Below are 15,808 nucleotides of genomic sequence, written 5' to 3'. Positions count from 1 at the left end.
CTGTGTATACTGGCCGACATTTTAACGCCCTGGAACCTCCTTCGATGGTTGCTCACCTGATTGAATTTGCCACTAACCACTATCTGCTCGTCGGTATCTTCGTCGTACTGCTGGCGTTGCTGATCGCTTATCAGATGCAAGGCGGCGGTCGCAGCCTGAGCACCGGTGAACTGACCGGGCTGGTCAACAAGGACGCGGGCGTTGTGATCGACATTCGTTCGACCAAGGACTTCGCCGCCGGTCACATTGTTGGCGCGGTGAACATTCCTCACGACAAACTGACCGCTCGCGTTGGCGAACTGGAAAAGCACAAGGCCAAGACCATCATCCTGGTCGACGCCATGGGCCAGACTGCTGGCACGCATGCCCGCGAACTGATGAAGTCCGGCTTCACCGCCGCCAAGCTCTCCGGCGGTATTTCCAGCTGGAAAGGCGACAACCTGCCGCTGGTGAAGTGATATGAGCAACGTCGTCGTCTATTCCAGCGATTACTGCCCTTACTGTTCGCGAGCCAAGTACCTGCTCGAGAACAAAGGCGTGGCCTTCGAAGAGATCAAGGTCGATGGCAAGCCGCAGGTGCGTGCCGCCATGGCTCAGAAGGCCGGACGTACGTCCGTGCCACAGATCTGGATCGGCAGCACCCACGTGGGTGGTTGTGATGATTTGTTCGCCCTTGAGCGCGCCGGCAAGCTCGACGCCATGCTCAAGGCCTGAATGCCTTCCCTATAAGACCCCAAGATCAGAAAGGATCTGAGATGACTGACCAACAGAACACTGCAGCTAGCGAAGAAGAAACCGCACCGCAATTCTCCTTGCAGCGCATCTATGTACGTGACTTGTCCTTCGAAGCACCGAAAAGCCCGGCAATCTTCCGCCAGCAGTGGGAACCGAGCGTCGGTCTGGATCTGAACACCCGTCAAAAGGCCCTGGAAGGCGACTTCCACGAAGTCGTACTGACTTTGTCAGTTACCGTGAAAAACGGTGAAGAAGTGGCGTTCATTGCTGAAGTGCAACAGGCCGGGATCTTCCTGATCAAGAACCTCGACGACGCTTCGATGAGCCACACCCTCGGCGCGTTCTGCCCGAACATCCTGTTCCCGTACGCTCGCGAAACCCTGGACAGCCTGGTCACCCGCGGTTCGTTCCCGGCGCTGATGCTGGCCCCGGTGAACTTCGACGCGCTGTACGCACAAGAGCTGCAACGCATGCAGGCGGCTGGCGAGACTCCAACCGTTCAATAAGCGGTCTGAGCATCGAAGCAAGTCCAATGTGGGAGCGGGCTTGCTCGCGAAAGCGGTGTAACAGACAACGATGATGTTGAATGTTATGGCCCCTTCGCGAGCAAGCCCGCTCCCACATTTGTTATGTGGTGTTATTTGAACCCGTTTTGGCGCCAGGCCTCGTACACGGCGACCGCCACGGTGTTCGACAGGTTCAGGCTACGGCAGCCTTCACGCATCGGCAGGCGCAGGCGCTGTTCGCCGGGCAGGGCATCGAGTACTTCTGCCGGCAAACCACGGCTTTCCGGGCCGAACAGGAACGCATCGCCCTCGGCGAAGCTGGCATCGTGGAACGGCCGCGAGCCCTTGGTGGTAAAGGCGAACAGCCGAGGATGACCGAGGCTTTCCAGACAGCTGGCGAGGTCTGCGTGGCGTTGCAGGGTGGCATACTCGTGGTAATCGAGGCCGGCCCGGCGCAGACGCTTGTCGTCCATCTCGAAGCCCAGCGGTTCGATCAAATGCAGGTGGCAGCCACTGTTGGCGCACAGCCTGATAACGTTGCCGGTATTCGGCGGAATTTCTGGTTGGAAAAGGATGACGTGAAACATGCACGGCTCCGAAGGTAAAGATGAACGGCATTCTACGCCTGAAGCTGACCCGCGTTCGAAGCTATTCCCGCGAGTGATGGCTTCGCTGGCGATTGTCGGGGTGATGGTGGGGCTGATGATCGGTCGCCTGACCACGCCCGACCCCAGCGAATTGCAGCAGGTCGAGGTCACGGGCGATGGACTGGTGGTGTGGTTCAACAACGAACCCAAGGCTCACGGCGAGTTCGTCGACGGTAGCCTCGCGTTGCTGTTCGAGGCTGAAGGAAAGGCGCAGAAAGGTCAGCTCAAAATCAACGACAAGAGCGCGAACTGGCGCGTGCGTTTGAGTGATGGGGGGTTGTTGCTGACGGTGGTGGCGGCCCGGCCACTGCAGGGCGAGTGGGCCGGTAGCGAGGTCGATGACCGCTGGCGGCTGGAGATCCATCTCCGAGAGCAATAAAAGAGGGAATCCCCGGCCTGCCTGTACCAAGGTCCCCAAAACGGCGGGGCTCGCGCATTGCGCCGTGAGCCCGGTGTAAAGAAGGAACCCCTGACCTGCCTGTATCAAGGGCCCCAAAACTGCTTGGGCTCGTCGCTTGTGCGGTGTGAGCCCGGTGTAAAGAGGGGAATCCCCGGCCTGCCTGTACCAAGGTCCCCGAAACTGGGTAGTGAACTGAATCACTGAATGGACTATTGCAGGGGGCGTGCCAGGTTTTAACAAGTTGAAACAGAATGTCGCGCTGAAACGTCGAAAGCCCCGTATTCCGGGGCTTTCGTGTTTTTTCGATAGGGGTTCGATTGCGAAAAGTGGTGAGGTAATGGATCAGTGTTTGTGCGCGATTGCGGTTCACGGTGCATTGCCACGGTGCATGAGGCCCCATAAAGCATCGCGGGCAAGCCTTGCTCCTACAGGTCATACGCCAATGTTGATATGGCGTAGATCCTGTAGGAGCAAGGCTTGCCCGCGATTGGATGTAACTGTCAGTGAAGAACTCCAGGCTGCTTAACCCTCATCCCCCTCATCATCATCCCCGCCATCAACCTTCATCCCCAGTTCCTTGATCTTGCGCGTCAGGGTATTACGCCCCCAGCCCAGCAAAACGGCGGCATCGCGGCGGCGGCCGGCGGTGTGTTTGAGGGCGGTTTCGATCATGATCCGTTCGAACGCCGGCACAGCGCTGTCGAGCAGGCTCGACTGGCCACGAGCCAACGCCTGATCGGCCCACTGGCGCAGCGCTTGCTCCCAGTTGGTGACCGGCGCCGAATCCTGCGGCAGGTTCAGCAGCTCCGGCGGCAGGTCGCTGATGTGCACTTCGCGACCCGAAGCCATCACCGTGATCCAGCGGCAGGTGTTTTCCAGCTGACGCACGTTGCCGCCCCACGGCAGGTTCTTCAGGTATTCCTCGGTTTCGCTTTTCAGCAGCTTCGGCTCGACCGCCAGTTCTTGCGCGGCGCGGCTGAGGAAGTGCTTGGCCAGGGTCGGGATGTCTTCGCGACGGTCCGACAACCGTGGAATGTGGATGCGAATCACGTTGAGGCGGTGGAACAAGTCCTCACGGAATTTCCCGGCATGCACCAGGGTTTCCAGATTCTGGTGAGTCGCGGCGATGATTCGCACATCGACCTTCACCGGCACATGGCCGCCGACGCGGTAGAACTCGCCGTCCGCCAACACCCGCAGCAAACGAGTCTGGGTGTCTGCCGGCATGTCGCCGATTTCATCGAGGAACAGCGTGCCGCCGTCAGCCTGTTCAAAACGCCCGCGACGCAGGTTGGCCGCCCCGGTGAACGCGCCTTTCTCATGGCCGAACAGCTCGGATTCCATCAGGTCTTTCGGGATCGCCGCCATGTTCAGCGCAATGAACGGCGAAGCCGCACGCGGACTGTGACGGTGCAGCGCGTGTGCCACCAACTCTTTACCGGTACCGGATTCGCCGTTGATCAGTACAGTGATGTTGGAGTGGCTCAAGCGCCCGATGGCGCGAAACACTTCTTGCATCGCCGGCGCTTCACCGATGATTTCCGGGGTGCGGGTCAAGGCGACCGGGACTTCCAGGCCTTGCTGTTCCTGGGCGTGCTGGTTCGCGCGCTTGACCAGCGACACCGCTTCGTCAACGTCGAACGGTTTCGGCAGGTATTCAAACGCGCCGCCCTGATAGGACGCGACAGCGCTGTCCAGATCGGAGTGAGCGGTCATGATGATGACCGGCAGCCGTGGGTGTTGTTCGCGAATCCGCGCCAGAAGGTCCAGGCCACTGGCACCCGGCATGCGAATGTCGGAGATGATCACGTCCGGCTGCTGGCGCGCCAGGCGGCTCATCACGCCATCGGCGCTGTCGAAGCTTTGCGTGGTCATGCCTTCTTGCTGCAAGGCTTTTTCCAGGACCCAACGGATAGAACGGTCGTCATCGACGATCCACACGGTTTCACTACGGCTCATGTCGATGTGGCTCCTTGTTCCAGTGGCAGAAAGATCGAGAAGGTGGTGTGGCCTGGATGGCTGTCACATTCGATCAGGCCCTGGTGCTGGCTGATGATGTTCTGGGTAATGGCCAGGCCCAGCCCGGTACCGTCCGGGCGGCCGCTGACCATGGGAAAGAAGATGGTTTCCTGCAATTCCGCGGGAATGCCCGGGCCGTTGTCGATGATTTCGATCTTGGTCACCAGACGATGGCGCACGTGGCCGATGGTGAACTGGCGCATGGCGCGGGTGCGCAGGCTGATGCGGCCAAGGCGCAGCTCGTTCTGGCTGCTGATGGCCTGCATCGCATTGCGCACGATGTTCAGCACGGCCTGAATCATCTGTTCGCGATCGATCAACACGTCGGGAATGCTTGGGTCGTAGTCGCGCACCAAAGTGATGCAACCCTGGCTTTCGGCCTCCACCAGATGACAAACGCGTTCCAGAACTTCGTGGACATTGCACATCGCCAGTGACGGCAGCTTGTTGGAGCCGAGCATGCGATCGACCAGATTGCGCAGGCGGTCGGCCTCTTCAATGATCACGTTGGTGTAGTCGCGCAGGCTTTCTTCCGGCAGTTCACGGGCGAGCAATTGCGCCGCGCCGCGAATCCCGCCGAGAGGATTCTTGATCTCGTGAGCGAGGCCGCGCACCAGCATCTTGCTGGTTTCCTGTTTCGACAGCTGCGCCTCTTCCTTGGTGATTCGCAGCAAGCGGTCACGGGGGTGGACTTCCAGCAGCAGCATGGTGGCGCCGTTGGCCAGGATGGGCGTTACCGCGTAGTCGACGGTCAGCGTCTGGCCGGTGAGGGCGGTGAGCATCGCTTCACGCTTGGTGAACGGATGTGCCTGCTGGACCGCCTGGCGCAGGGAGTTCAGCGCCTCGGTGGATTCGGTGAACAACTCACTGATGAACTGCCCATGGCTACGCTGACCGCTGATGGCCAGGAGCATCTCCGCCGCCGGGTTCATGTACTCAAGGCGCAGTTCGGCATCGAGCAGAATGGTGGCGGTGGTCAGGTTGTCGAGTAGCAATCGATGCAGTGCGTCGCTAATGGTCATCAGGACCTCTTTTGGAGCAGGGCATGCGCGTGAATAACGCGCCGATACGAGGAAAATGCAAAAACCAAACCAAGGCTCCGAAAAGAAGCGTTTAAGGCCTGAAACGGGCGTTTGACGCTCGTTTGCGTGGCGTTCTGCCAGCTTTGACGGGTACTTTCGAACCAAAATGGGTTGGTATATGGGTACGGTGCAACCAATTGCACCAATATAGTGCGCAAACCTGAACGGCGTTAGAAGAAGCGCAGGAAGGGATTTTTTTCTTCTACGGGTTTGTCTTTGAGCGGACATTCCGGCCGTTGGCCGTAATCGGAGAGGGCGCAGGGTTTGACCTGGCGCTTCTGCGCGAGGGAGATGCGCAGCATGTGAAACGGCTGGTTGGCGGTGCGCTCGACCGTGCGGCCCTGCTCGTCGAGGATTTCCACGGAGAGGTTATGGCTGCCTCGATCGATGTTGCTCAGGGCGAACACGGGGCTCAGGCCGGGCGCTGCGGTGGGTTGGCCGTCGAGTAGCAGTTGGTAGCGATGGCCTCGCTGCAGGCCGGGTTCGCTGGTGACGCTGACGATAATTTCGCCAGCATTGCTGCGTACCGTGGCGTCTGGCTCCGGCACCAGTACTCTCAGCATGTCGTAGTGGAGCAGTGGTTTTGTTTCGGCCTTCTTTCCAGCCATCACCGGTGCTGCGCCGCCAGGGTTGGCGGACATGCGGTTACTCGTCGCCAGTGGCACGCGCTTGGCGTTGCTGGAGCCTGGCTTATCGGTGTAGACCCGATTGCCCTGGGCGTCGACGTAGGTGAACACCTCTGCCGTCACTGGCAGGGCGATCAAGTAGATGATCAGCAGCCACAGCCTCACGGCTTGTGCACCCGTTGTACGGTGAACGTCACGGTGGGACTTTGTTGAACGATGTTTTCCCCGTCGATCACCTGCACCGCGAGGCTGTGTGTGCCGCGATCAATATTGACCAGTTGCAGGATCGGCACGTTGCTCGGCTGGCCGTAAGGTTGATCGTCCAGCAACAGCCTGAACAGATGAGGGCCTTGCAGGCGGGGTTTGATCAGCACGTTGACGGTGAAGGTGCCGTTGTTGGCACGCAGCGCTTCGGTGGTGGGTAAGTTGGACAGCTCCAGCACCTCGTAAGCGCTGCGCGGCTGTTCGCGGCTGGTGGCTTCGACAGGTGGCGCAGAAGGAGATTGGGGCTCAACCCTGTTCAGCGGTGGCAACTCGACCGGCTGAGCCTTCACGCCATCGGGCGGTTGATTGCTGTAGGCGGTATTGCCGTCGGCGTCGGTGTACTTGTAGATCTGCGCTGCAGCGGGCAGGGCGATCAACAGCAGCATCAATAGAAAACCACGACCCATAAAATTGACCGGAAGCGAAGGCGTTGGCTTGCAGCATAGGTCAGGGGCGCCGGTTGACCCAATTCATAAACATCCGGGCATGATTTACATCGATCTCCCAAACACCGCAAACCCCTGTGGGAGTGAGCCTGCTCGCGATAGCGGTGGAACAGTCAACATCAATGTTGAATGAAATAATGCTATCGCGAGCAGGCTCGCTCCCACAGGGTTCTGTGTTGGTCTCTAAACCGCGGGCATAAAAAAGGCCTCCCGAAGGAGGCCTCTTTTTTGTCACGCCGCTTGCGCAGGCGCTACCGGATCAGCAGCTGTAGTACAGCTCGTATTCCAGTGGGTGTACGAAGGTACGTACTTTGATTTCTTCTTCGCTTTTCAGGGCGATGTAAGCGTCGATGAAGTCGTCGCTGAAAACGCCGCCTTTGGTCAGGAACGCACGACCTTTGTCCAGCTCTTCCAGGGCTTCTTTCAGGCTGCCGCAAACTTGTGGGATCTCTTTCGCCTCTTCAGGCGGCAGGTCATACAGGTTTTTGTCAGCAGCATCGCCAGGGTGGATCTTGTTCTGGATACCGTCCAGGCCGGCCATTACCAGGGCAGCGAAGGCCAGGTACGGGTTGGCTGCCGGATCCGGGAAGCGGGCTTCGATACGGCGAGCGCGAGGGCTGGACACGTAAGGAATACGGATCGAAGCGGAACGGTTACGAGCCGAGTAGGCCAGCATTACCGGAGCTTCGAAACCTGGGACCAGACGCTTGTAGGAGTTGGTCGACGGGTTGGTGAAGCCGTTCAGCGCTTTACCGTGCTTGATGATGCCGCCGATGAAGTACAGAGCGGTGTCGGACAGGCCGGCATAGCCTTCGCCAGCGAAGGTGTTCTTGCCATCTTTGGCGATGGACAGGTGAACGTGCATACCCGAACCGTTGTCGCCGTACAGCGGCTTAGGCATGAAGGTCGCGGTGCGGCCGTATGCATCAGCAACGTTGTGTACGCAGTACTTCAGGGTCTGAACTTCGTCAGCCTTGGCCACCAGGGTGTTGAACTTCACACCGATTTCGTTCTGGCCGGCAGTTGCCACTTCGTGGTGGTGAACTTCGATGACCAGGCCCATTTCTTCCATGGCGTTGCACATGGAGGTACGGATTTCGTGGTCGTGGTCGAACGGCGGAACCGGGAAGTAGCCGCCTTTGACGCCTGGACGGTGGCCTTTGTTGCCGCCTTCCACGTCCTGGTCGGACATCCACGAACCTTGTTCGGAGTAGATCTTGAACATGGAGCCGGAGATGTCGGACTTGAACTTCACTTGGTCGAAGATGAAGAATTCAGGCTCTGGACCAACAAATACGGTGTCGCCGATACCGGTCGACTTCAGGTATTCCTCGGCACGCTTGGCGATCGCACGTGGGTCACGGTCGTAGCCTTGCATGGTCGAAGGTTCGATCACGTCGCAAACCAGGATCAGGGTTGGCTCTTCGGTGAACGGGTCGAGAACGGCAGTGCTGTCGTCCGGCATCAGGATCATGTCGGAGGCTTCGATGCCTTTCCAGCCAGCGATGGAGGAACCGTCGAACATTTTGCCTTCTTCGAAGAAAGCTTCATCCAGCGCGTCGCGAGCCGGCATGGTCACGTGGTGCTGAGTGCCTTTGGTGTCCGTGAAGCGCAGATCAATCCACTTGACGTCATGATCTTTGATGAGTTGAACCGACTTCGACATAGTGTCCTCCGGGTGGCTTCGGGCTTAGTAGTGGATGCCCTTAGAATGTGGGTGATGCCGGCGCGAATACTCTGCCAAGGCAACCTGCCTCACAAGGGAGCAAATTGCATGCCAGTGCCCCACCATGGGTTTTTTGCCCCAATTTCACGCTTATAAAGGTGTAAAGCGCAGCAAAGCTGGAAATAGCGCCCCGTAATGTAGCGTTAAATTCAACAAATGACCTGTTTTGGTGCGCGCAAAACCTTCTGCACATTAACTGGTTAAACCTTGAGCAATTTCCGCTATAATCCGCGCCCCCCTTTTTCGGCTGGCCCAGCGCGCGCTGTTTTCATGAAACTAATCGTAAAAGTCTTCCCCGAGATCACCATCAAGAGCCGCCCGGTACGGATGCGTTTCATCCGCCAGTTGGCCAAAAACATCCGTACCGTGCTCCGCGACCTGGACCCGGCTGTGGTGGTGAACGGTGTGTGGGACAATCTCGAGCTTGAAACCCGCGTCAGCGAGCCCAAAGCCTTGAAGGAGATGACCGAGCGCCTGAGCTGCATGCCGGGCATCGCGCATTTTCTTCAGGTCGACGAATACCCGCTGGGTGACTTCGACGACATCGTCGCCAAGTGCAAGCAGCACTTTGGTGATGCGTTGGCCGGGAAGATCTTTTCGGTGCGCTGCAAGCGTGCCGGCAAGCATGAATTCAGTTCGATGGACGTCGAGAAATACGTCGGCAGCCAACTGCGTCGTCAGTGCGGCGCCGCCGGAATCTCGCTGAAAGAGCCGGAAATCGAAGTTCGTATCGAAATTCGCGACAAACGGTTGTTCGTGATCCACAACCAGCACAACAGCATCGGCGGTTATCCGCTGGGTGCCCTGGAACAGACACTTGTGCTGATGTCCGGCGGCTTCGATTCCACTGTTGCTGCTTACCAGATCATGCGCCGCGGTCTGATGAGCCATTTCTGCTTCTTCAATCTGGGCGGACGAGCCCATGAACTGGGCGTTATGGAAGTCGCGCATTTCATCTGGAAGAAGTACGGCAGCTCCCAACGCGTGTTATTTGTCAGTGTGCCTTTCGAGGAAGTACTGGGAGAAATTCTCGGGAAAGTCGATAACAGTCATATGGGCGTAGTTTTGAAGCGTATGATGTTGCGCGCTGCTTCCCGTATTGCCGATCGGCTGGAGATCGAAGCGCTGGTCACCGGCGAAGCGATTTCCCAGGTGTCGAGCCAGACGCTGCCGAACCTGTCCGTGATCGACTGCGTGACCGACAAGCTGGTCTTGCGTCCGCTGATCGCCAGTCACAAGCAGGACATCATCGACCTGGCCAACGAAATCGGGACTGCCGACTTCGCCAAGCACATGCCGGAATACTGCGGGGTCATCTCGGTGAACCCCAAGACCCACGCCAAGCGTCCACGCGTGGAGTACGAAGAACAACAGTTCGACATGGCAGTACTTGAGCGTGCGCTCGAGAACGCCAAACTGGTGCCGATCGATCGCGTGATCGACGAATTGGGCCAGGACTTGCAGATCGAAGAAGTCAGTGAAGCGCTGGCTGGTCAGATCGTCATCGACATCCGTCATCCGGATGCCGCTGAAGACGACCCGCTGGGCCTCGTTGGCATTGAGGTACAAACGATGCCGTTTTATGCATTGAACGCTCGTTTCAAGGAACTGGACCCTACTCGCCAGTACCTGCTGTATTGCGACAAAGGCGTGATGAGTCGCCTGCATGCCCACCATTTGCTCAGTGAGGGGCATGCCAATGTGCGCGTTTATCGACCGAGCTAAGAGCCCGGGGCTGTATGCCTGTGGCCTGCGTCACCGGCCCCCCGACTCTGCCGTCAAGCTGTAACGGCAAGGCCTGACTCTACTGTAAATCGCTGCCAAGACTTGTCAGCACACCGAATCCTCTGATCGAGATACACAAGTGATCGAAAATCTACGCAACATCGCCATCATTGCTCACGTTGACCATGGTAAGACCACCCTGGTAGACAAACTCTTGCGTCAATCCGGCACCCTGGAGCGCAACGAGCTCAACGACGAGCGCGTGATGGACTCCAACGACCAGGAGAAAGAGCGCGGTATTACCATTCTGGCGAAAAACACCGCCATCAACTGGAACGGCTACCACATCAACATCGTGGACACCCCGGGCCACGCCGACTTCGGCGGCGAAGTTGAACGCGTAATGTCGATGGTTGACTCCGTTCTGCTGCTGGTTGACGCTCAAGACGGCCCTATGCCGCAAACCCGTTTCGTGACCAAGAAGGCATTCGAAGCCGGCCTGCGTCCAATCGTGGTGATCAACAAGGTTGACCGTCCAGGCGCGCGTCCGGACTGGGTTCTGGACCAGATCTTCGACCTGTTCGACAACCTCGGTGCTACCGAAGAACAGCTGGACTTCAAAGTCGTCTACGCCTCGGCCCTGAACGGCATTGCCGGTCTGGAACACACCGACATGGCTGAAGACATGACCCCGCTGTACCAGTCGATCGTCGACAACGTACCTGCGCCGAAAGTCGACCGTGAAGGTCCGTTCCAGATGCAAATTTCCGCTCTGGACTACAACAGCTTCCTGGGTGTTATCGGCGTTGGCCGTATCGCTCGTGGTCGCATCAAGCCGAACACTCCGGTTGTCGCTATCGACGCCGACGGCAAGAAGCGTACCGGTCGTATCCTGAAGCTGATGGGTCACCACGGTCTGCACCGTATCGACGTTGAAGAAGCAGCTGCCGGCGACATCGTCTGCATCAGCGGCTTCGACCAGCTGTTCATCTCCGACACTCTGTGCGACCCACTGAACGTCGAAGCGATGAAGCCGCTGACCGTTGACGAACCAACCGTTTCCATGACCTTCCAGGTAAACGACTCGCCTTTCTGCGGTAAAGAAGGCAAGTTCGTCACCAGCCGTAACATCAAGGAACGTCTGGACAAAGAACTGCTCTACAACGTTGCTCTGCGCGTTGAAGAAGGCGACACCGCCGACAAGTTCAAAGTCTCCGGCCGTGGTGAGTTGCACCTCTCGGTACTGATCGAAACCATGCGTCGCGAAGGCTTCGAAATGGGTGTTGGTCGTCCGGAAGTGATCATCCGCATGGTTGACGGCGTCAAGCACGAACCGTACGAAAACGTGACCATCGACCTGCCAGAAGAATCGCAAGGTTCGATCATGGAACAGATCGGTATCCGTAAAGGCGACCTGACCAACATGGTTCCGGATGGCAAGGGCCGTGTGCGCCTTGAGTACAACATCCCGGCTCGTGGCTTGATCGGTTTCCGTAACGAGTTCCTGACCCTGACCTCCGGTGCAGGCATCCTGACCTCGATCTTCGACCGTTACGACGTGATGAAGTCCGGCGACATGTCCGGCCGTCAGAACGGCGTGCTGGTTTCGGTTGCTACCGGTAAGGCTCTGACTTACTCGCTGGAAACCCTGCAAGCTCGCGGCAAACTGTTCCTGGGTCACGGTGAAGACGTGTACGAAGGTCAAATCGTCGGCATCAACAGCCGCGACAACGACCTGGGCGTTAACCCAACCAAAGGCAAGAAGCTCGACAACATGCGTGCCTCGGGTAAAGACGAAACCATCGCTCTGGTTCCGCCTATCCGTTTCACCCTGGAACAAGCTCTTGAGTTCGTGCAAGAAGACGAACTGTGCGAAGTCACTCCTAAGTCCATCCGTCTTCGTAAGAAGATCCTGGGCGAAAGCGAGCGTACCCGCGCTGCCAAGAAAGCCGGTAACTGAGTTTCGACTTAGTTAGCTGCTAAAAAAACGCCCCCGACCGCAAGGTCGGGGGCGTTTTTGTTTGTCTGGGGGAAGACGAATTTTGATGGCGGTGGATTCAGAATCTTGGGATGACTGGGGATCGCCCCCTCACCCCAACCCTCTCCCCAGAGGGTAGAGGGAGCTGACCGAGTTGTTAGTCGAAATACTGCGACCTGAAAGTCCGAAGTCGAACTCAGGATTTGAAAAGCCCAAAGATCTGCTCCCTTCCCCCCTCTCCCCACTGGGGAGAGGGCTGGGGTGAGGGGTGGTTCTCAAGAGCGACGCAGAATCGGCCCTTAGCCTCGATCAGAACTTCTCGAGCGTGCGGCGGCTCTCGCTGGTCTCGCGCGCCACTTCTTTCGGCTTATACGCGCAATACCCCGGCCGCGGCCCGATTTTCGGGTGGTTGCGGCAAGTATCCGGGCGCTTTTCATAAATAGTGCACAGACGGCTCTTACGATCCAGGTACAGGCAATCGTTGTTGCTCATGCGCTGAAGGGTGAAGATCTCGGACTTCTGGTTGTAACGCTCGACGATCCCTTCCTTCTGCAGACGCTTGGCGATGTTCTTTGGCGGCTCGCCGCGCTCGAACTCATCGACGATGCCGATACGGATCAGATCCTTGATCTTGACCTCGACCGGCAGGGTGCAGCAGCTGGAAACGCACGAACCACACATCGGAGCGGAGTACTTGGCCCAGGTATCGAGGCGATCGATCTCCGCGGCGGCGATCAGGTTGGACTTCATCATCGGTTGTTACCAGCGTGCATCAGGGCGCGCGATCATACCGGGACTGGTGGATTTTTGAACAACCTTTCGCCAGATTTTTTCGTATTCCTCCCAGTAACACCTGTAACCCGGCACGGCCCCTGCATTCTTTCCGGTGCGCGGCAAGGTAATGTCGATCTATCTCACACTAACGGGAAAAACTGCCGAACCAGAGTTCCAACGGCCTGTCAGACCGTCTAGGCTCAACTACTCCACGCTCGCTCGAGGTCCTATCAATGACTCAAGAACCACTTGTTCGCGAAGCAGAGGTGGCCGCATTTCGCGACGCCGTCTTGACCAAACTCACCTACGCGGTGGGCAAAGACCCGGATCACGCCTTCGACCACGACTGGTTCGAAGCCATTGCCCTGGCGGCGCGCGATCACATGGTCGAGCACTGGATGGATCACACCCGGCAGATTTACCGCAAAGGTCAAAAGCGGGTTTATTACCTCTCCCTCGAATTTCTGATCGGCCGTCTGCTCTACGACAGCCTGAGCAACCTTGGCCTGCTGGACGTCGCCCGCGAGGCCATGACTGAACTCGGCGTCGACCTTGAGCGCATCCGCCTGCTGGAGCCAGACGCAGCGCTGGGCAACGGCGGCCTCGGTCGTCTGGCCGCGTGCTTCATGGAAAGCATGTCGACCCTCGGCATTGCCGGCCACGGTTACGGCATTCGTTACGAACATGGTTTGTTCCGCCAGGCCATCGTCGACGGCTGGCAACAGGAACAGACCGAACATTGGCTGGATTTCGGTAACCCTTGGGAGTTCGAACGGCCAGAGGTCGTATACCCGATCGGTTTCGGCGGCAGTGTCGAAACCGTCACCGACGAATCCGGCAAGTCCAAGCAGGTCTGGACGCCAGCGGAAACCGTTCGCGCCATTGCGTATGACACACCGGTCGTCGGCTGGCGCGGGGCGAGCGTCAACACGCTGCGCCTGTGGCGCGCCCGGGCCATGGAAGATTTGCACCTTGAGCGCTTCAACGCCGGCGACCACTTGGGCGCCGTGGCAGAAGTCGCCCGGGCCGAAAGTATTTCCCGGGTGCTCTACCCAGCGGACAGCACCGAAGCCGGCCAGGAACTGCGCCTGCGCCAGGAATATTTCTTCGTCGCCGCGTCCTTGCAGGACTTGCTGCGCCGCCATCGCAACATGCACACCTCGGTCCTGACCCTGGGCGATCATGCCGCGATCCAGCTCAACGACACCCACCCCTCGATTGCCGTGGCCGAACTGATGCGGCAACTGGTCGATGTCTATGACGTCGCGTGGGATGCGGCATGGCAGGTCACTGTCGACACGCTGTCCTACACCAACCACACGCTGCTGCCGGAAGCGCTGGAAACCTGGCCGGTCGGTTTGATGGAGCGGATGTTGCCGCGGCACATGCAGATCATTTACCTGATCAACGCCCAGCACATCGATTCGTTGCGGGCCAAGGGTATCCATGACTTCGAGGTCCTGCGCGCGGTATCGCTGATCGAAGAAGACAACGGCCGCCGTGTACGCATGGGCAACCTGGCGTTCCTTGGCTCCCACAGCGTCAACGGCGTGTCCGGGCTGCACACGCAGCTGATGCGCAAAACGGTGTTCTCCGAACTGCACAAGCTCTACCCGGACCGAATCAACAACAAGACCAACGGCATCACCTTCCGCCGCTGGCTTTACCAGGCCAACCCCGAACTGACCTCAATGATGGTCGACGCCCTCGGCCCGGATCTTCTGGACAACGCCGAAGAACGTTTGCTCGGCCTGGAGCCGTTTGCCGAGAAAGCCGCGTTCCGCAAGGCCTTCGCCGAGCAGCGCCTGCACAGCAAAAAAGCCCTGGCGTACATCATTCACGAACGGCTGGGGGTCGCGGTCAACCCGGCCGCGATGTTCGACGTGCAAGTCAAACGGATCCACGAATACAAACGTCAGCTGCTCAACCTGTTGCACACCGTCGCGCTGTATCAGGCGATTCGCGCCGAGCCGGAAATCGATTGGGTGCCACGGGTGAAGATCTTCGCCGGCAAGGCGGCGGCCAGTTATCACCAGGCCAAGCTGATCATCAAACTGACCAATGACATCGCCCGGGTGGTGAACAACGACCCGACGGTGCGCGGTTTGCTCAAAGTGGTGTTCTTGCCCAACTACAACGTCAGTCTGGCGGAAAGCATCATCCCGGCAGCGGATTTGTCGGAGCAGATTTCCACCGCAGGCTTCGAGGCTTCGGGCACCAGCAACATGAAGTTCGGCCTCAACGGCGCGCTGACCATCGGCACCCTGGACGGGGCCAACGTCGAAATGTGCGAACGCATCGGCGTCGAACACATGTTTATCTTCGGCCTCAGCGCTCAGCAGGTTGAAGCGCGCAAGCAGAATCATGAGTTCAATGCGACGCCGGATATTGCGGCATCCCATCGGCTTAATGATGTGTTGCAAGCGATACGCGGCGGGGTGTTCTCGCCGGATGATCCTTCCCGTTACACAGGATTGATCGATTCGCTGATCGACTACGATCGCTTTCTGGTCTGCGCCGATTTCGACTCCTATTGGGACGCGCAGATGCGGGTAGAAGCCCATTGGCACGATTCGAAGGAATGGTGGCGTTCGGCGGTGTTGAGCACCTCCAGGATGGGCTGGTTCTCGTCCGACCGGACCATTCGCGAGTACGCCACGGATATCTGGAAAGCTTTGGAGTAACTTTTAGCAATAATTGCGAGCAAGGCCCGACGGTTGTTGGGCCTGATCGATATACTAAGCGTCAGTTTCAGTGAGCGCTGCGCGCTCAATCGCGGGCAAGCCATGCTCCTACAGGCTATATGCAAATCCTGTAGGAGCAAGGCTTGCCCGCGATGACGTCAGCGCAGACGCTACAAGGCAATGGGCCGCTTAGGGA

14 protein-coding genes are annotated in these 15,808 nt (G+C 58.5%); 7 read left to right on the top strand and 7 right to left on the bottom strand.

What is annotated here, in order from left to right:
* The first annotated feature begins 44 nt into the window (after positions 1 to 44).
* The 3 genes from PMI27_RS27740 to secB are packed head-to-tail and all read left to right on the top strand — an operon-like array spanning position 45 to position 1,241.
* Entirely contained in the window at positions 45 to 458 is a 414-nt protein-coding gene (locus PMI27_RS27740) for a rhodanese-like domain-containing protein (protein ID WP_008149429.1), read from the top strand.
* Position 459: 1 nt separating this feature from the next.
* On the top strand, positions 460 to 714 hold the full coding sequence (grxC, locus tag PMI27_RS27745) for a glutaredoxin 3 (protein WP_008149430.1): 255 nt from the start codon (positions 460 to 462) through the stop codon (positions 712 to 714).
* A 41-nt stretch (positions 715 to 755) separates the two neighbouring features.
* Entirely contained in the window at positions 756 to 1,241 is a 486-nt protein-coding gene (gene secB / locus PMI27_RS27750; protein WP_007897410.1) for a protein-export chaperone SecB, read from the top strand.
* Positions 1,242 to 1,372: 131 nt separating this feature from the next.
* On the opposite strand, the gene trmL is transcribed toward secB, so the two are convergent.
* Positions 1,373 to 1,828 (bottom strand): tRNA (uridine(34)/cytosine(34)/5-carboxymethylaminomethyluridine(34)-2'-O)-methyltransferase TrmL, encoded by a 456-nt coding sequence (gene trmL / locus PMI27_RS27755; RefSeq protein ID WP_008149431.1) that lies wholly within the window; start codon positions 1,826 to 1,828, stop codon positions 1,373 to 1,375.
* Here trmL and PMI27_RS27760 point away from each other — a divergent pair.
* Positions 1,827 to 2,267, top strand: a complete 441-nt coding sequence (locus PMI27_RS27760; RefSeq protein ID WP_033052975.1) for a hypothetical protein — start codon at positions 1,827 to 1,829, stop codon at positions 2,265 to 2,267. The genes trmL and PMI27_RS27760 overlap by 2 nt on opposite strands.
* A 543-nt stretch (positions 2,268 to 2,810) precedes the next feature.
* Here PMI27_RS27760 and ntrC read toward each other — a convergent pair.
* The 5 genes from ntrC to glnA form a co-directional block, all read right to left on the bottom strand.
* Positions 2,811 to 4,247 (bottom strand): nitrogen regulation protein NR(I), encoded by a 1,437-nt coding sequence (gene ntrC, locus PMI27_RS27765; protein ID WP_008149434.1) that lies wholly within the window; start codon positions 4,245 to 4,247, stop codon positions 2,811 to 2,813.
* Positions 4,244 to 5,329 (bottom strand): nitrogen regulation protein NR(II), encoded by a 1,086-nt coding sequence (gene glnL / locus PMI27_RS27770; protein ID WP_008149435.1) that lies wholly within the window; start codon positions 5,327 to 5,329, stop codon positions 4,244 to 4,246. The genes ntrC and glnL overlap by 4 nt, the downstream gene beginning before the upstream one ends.
* A 230-nt stretch (positions 5,330 to 5,559) precedes the next feature.
* Positions 5,560 to 6,180 carry a DUF4124 domain-containing protein gene (locus PMI27_RS27775; protein WP_008149436.1) on the bottom strand — a complete coding sequence of 207 codons (621 nt, stop codon included), beginning with the start codon at positions 6,178 to 6,180 and terminating at the stop codon, positions 5,560 to 5,562.
* Positions 6,177 to 6,686, bottom strand: coding sequence for a DUF4124 domain-containing protein (locus PMI27_RS27780; RefSeq protein ID WP_008149438.1), 510 nt, complete (start codon positions 6,684 to 6,686; stop codon positions 6,177 to 6,179). Before PMI27_RS27780 ends, PMI27_RS27775 begins: the two co-directional genes overlap by 4 nt.
* A gap of 298 nt (positions 6,687 to 6,984) precedes the next feature.
* Positions 6,985 to 8,391: a glutamate--ammonia ligase gene (glnA, locus tag PMI27_RS27785; protein ID WP_008149440.1), complete on the bottom strand. Its 1,407-nt coding sequence runs from the start codon at positions 8,389 to 8,391 to the stop codon at positions 6,985 to 6,987.
* Between the two features lie 330 nt (positions 8,392 to 8,721).
* Between glnA and thiI the strand changes: the two genes are divergently transcribed.
* Together thiI and typA are read left to right on the top strand one after the other, a co-directional pair.
* A complete protein-coding gene (gene thiI / locus PMI27_RS27790) occupies positions 8,722 to 10,176 on the top strand; it encodes a tRNA uracil 4-sulfurtransferase ThiI (RefSeq protein WP_008149442.1) in 1,455 nt (484 codons plus the stop codon).
* Positions 10,177 to 10,315: 139 nt separating this feature from the next.
* Positions 10,316 to 12,136 carry a translational GTPase TypA gene (gene typA / locus PMI27_RS27795; RefSeq protein ID WP_008149445.1) on the top strand — a complete coding sequence of 607 codons (1,821 nt, stop codon included), beginning with the start codon at positions 10,316 to 10,318 and terminating at the stop codon, positions 12,134 to 12,136.
* A gap of 327 nt (positions 12,137 to 12,463) precedes the next feature.
* Here typA and PMI27_RS27800 read toward each other — a convergent pair whose 3' ends face one another.
* Positions 12,464 to 12,907 (bottom strand): YkgJ family cysteine cluster protein, encoded by a 444-nt coding sequence (locus PMI27_RS27800; protein WP_008149447.1) that lies wholly within the window; start codon positions 12,905 to 12,907, stop codon positions 12,464 to 12,466.
* A gap of 254 nt (positions 12,908 to 13,161) precedes the next feature.
* Here PMI27_RS27800 and PMI27_RS27805 point away from each other — a divergent pair, with 254 nt between their 5' ends.
* On the top strand, positions 13,162 to 15,612 hold the full coding sequence (locus PMI27_RS27805) for a glycogen/starch/alpha-glucan phosphorylase (protein WP_008149449.1): 2,451 nt from the start codon (positions 13,162 to 13,164) through the stop codon (positions 15,610 to 15,612).
* Positions 15,613 to 15,808: the final 196 nt, after the last annotated feature.

Origin of the sequence: Pseudomonas sp. GM41(2012), from assembly GCF_000282315.2 — a bacterium.
Taxonomy (GTDB): Bacteria; Pseudomonadota; Gammaproteobacteria; order Pseudomonadales; family Pseudomonadaceae; genus Aquipseudomonas.
Note: the sequence above shows the minus strand (reverse complement) of the source record. Positions and strands in the feature narration are given on the sequence as shown.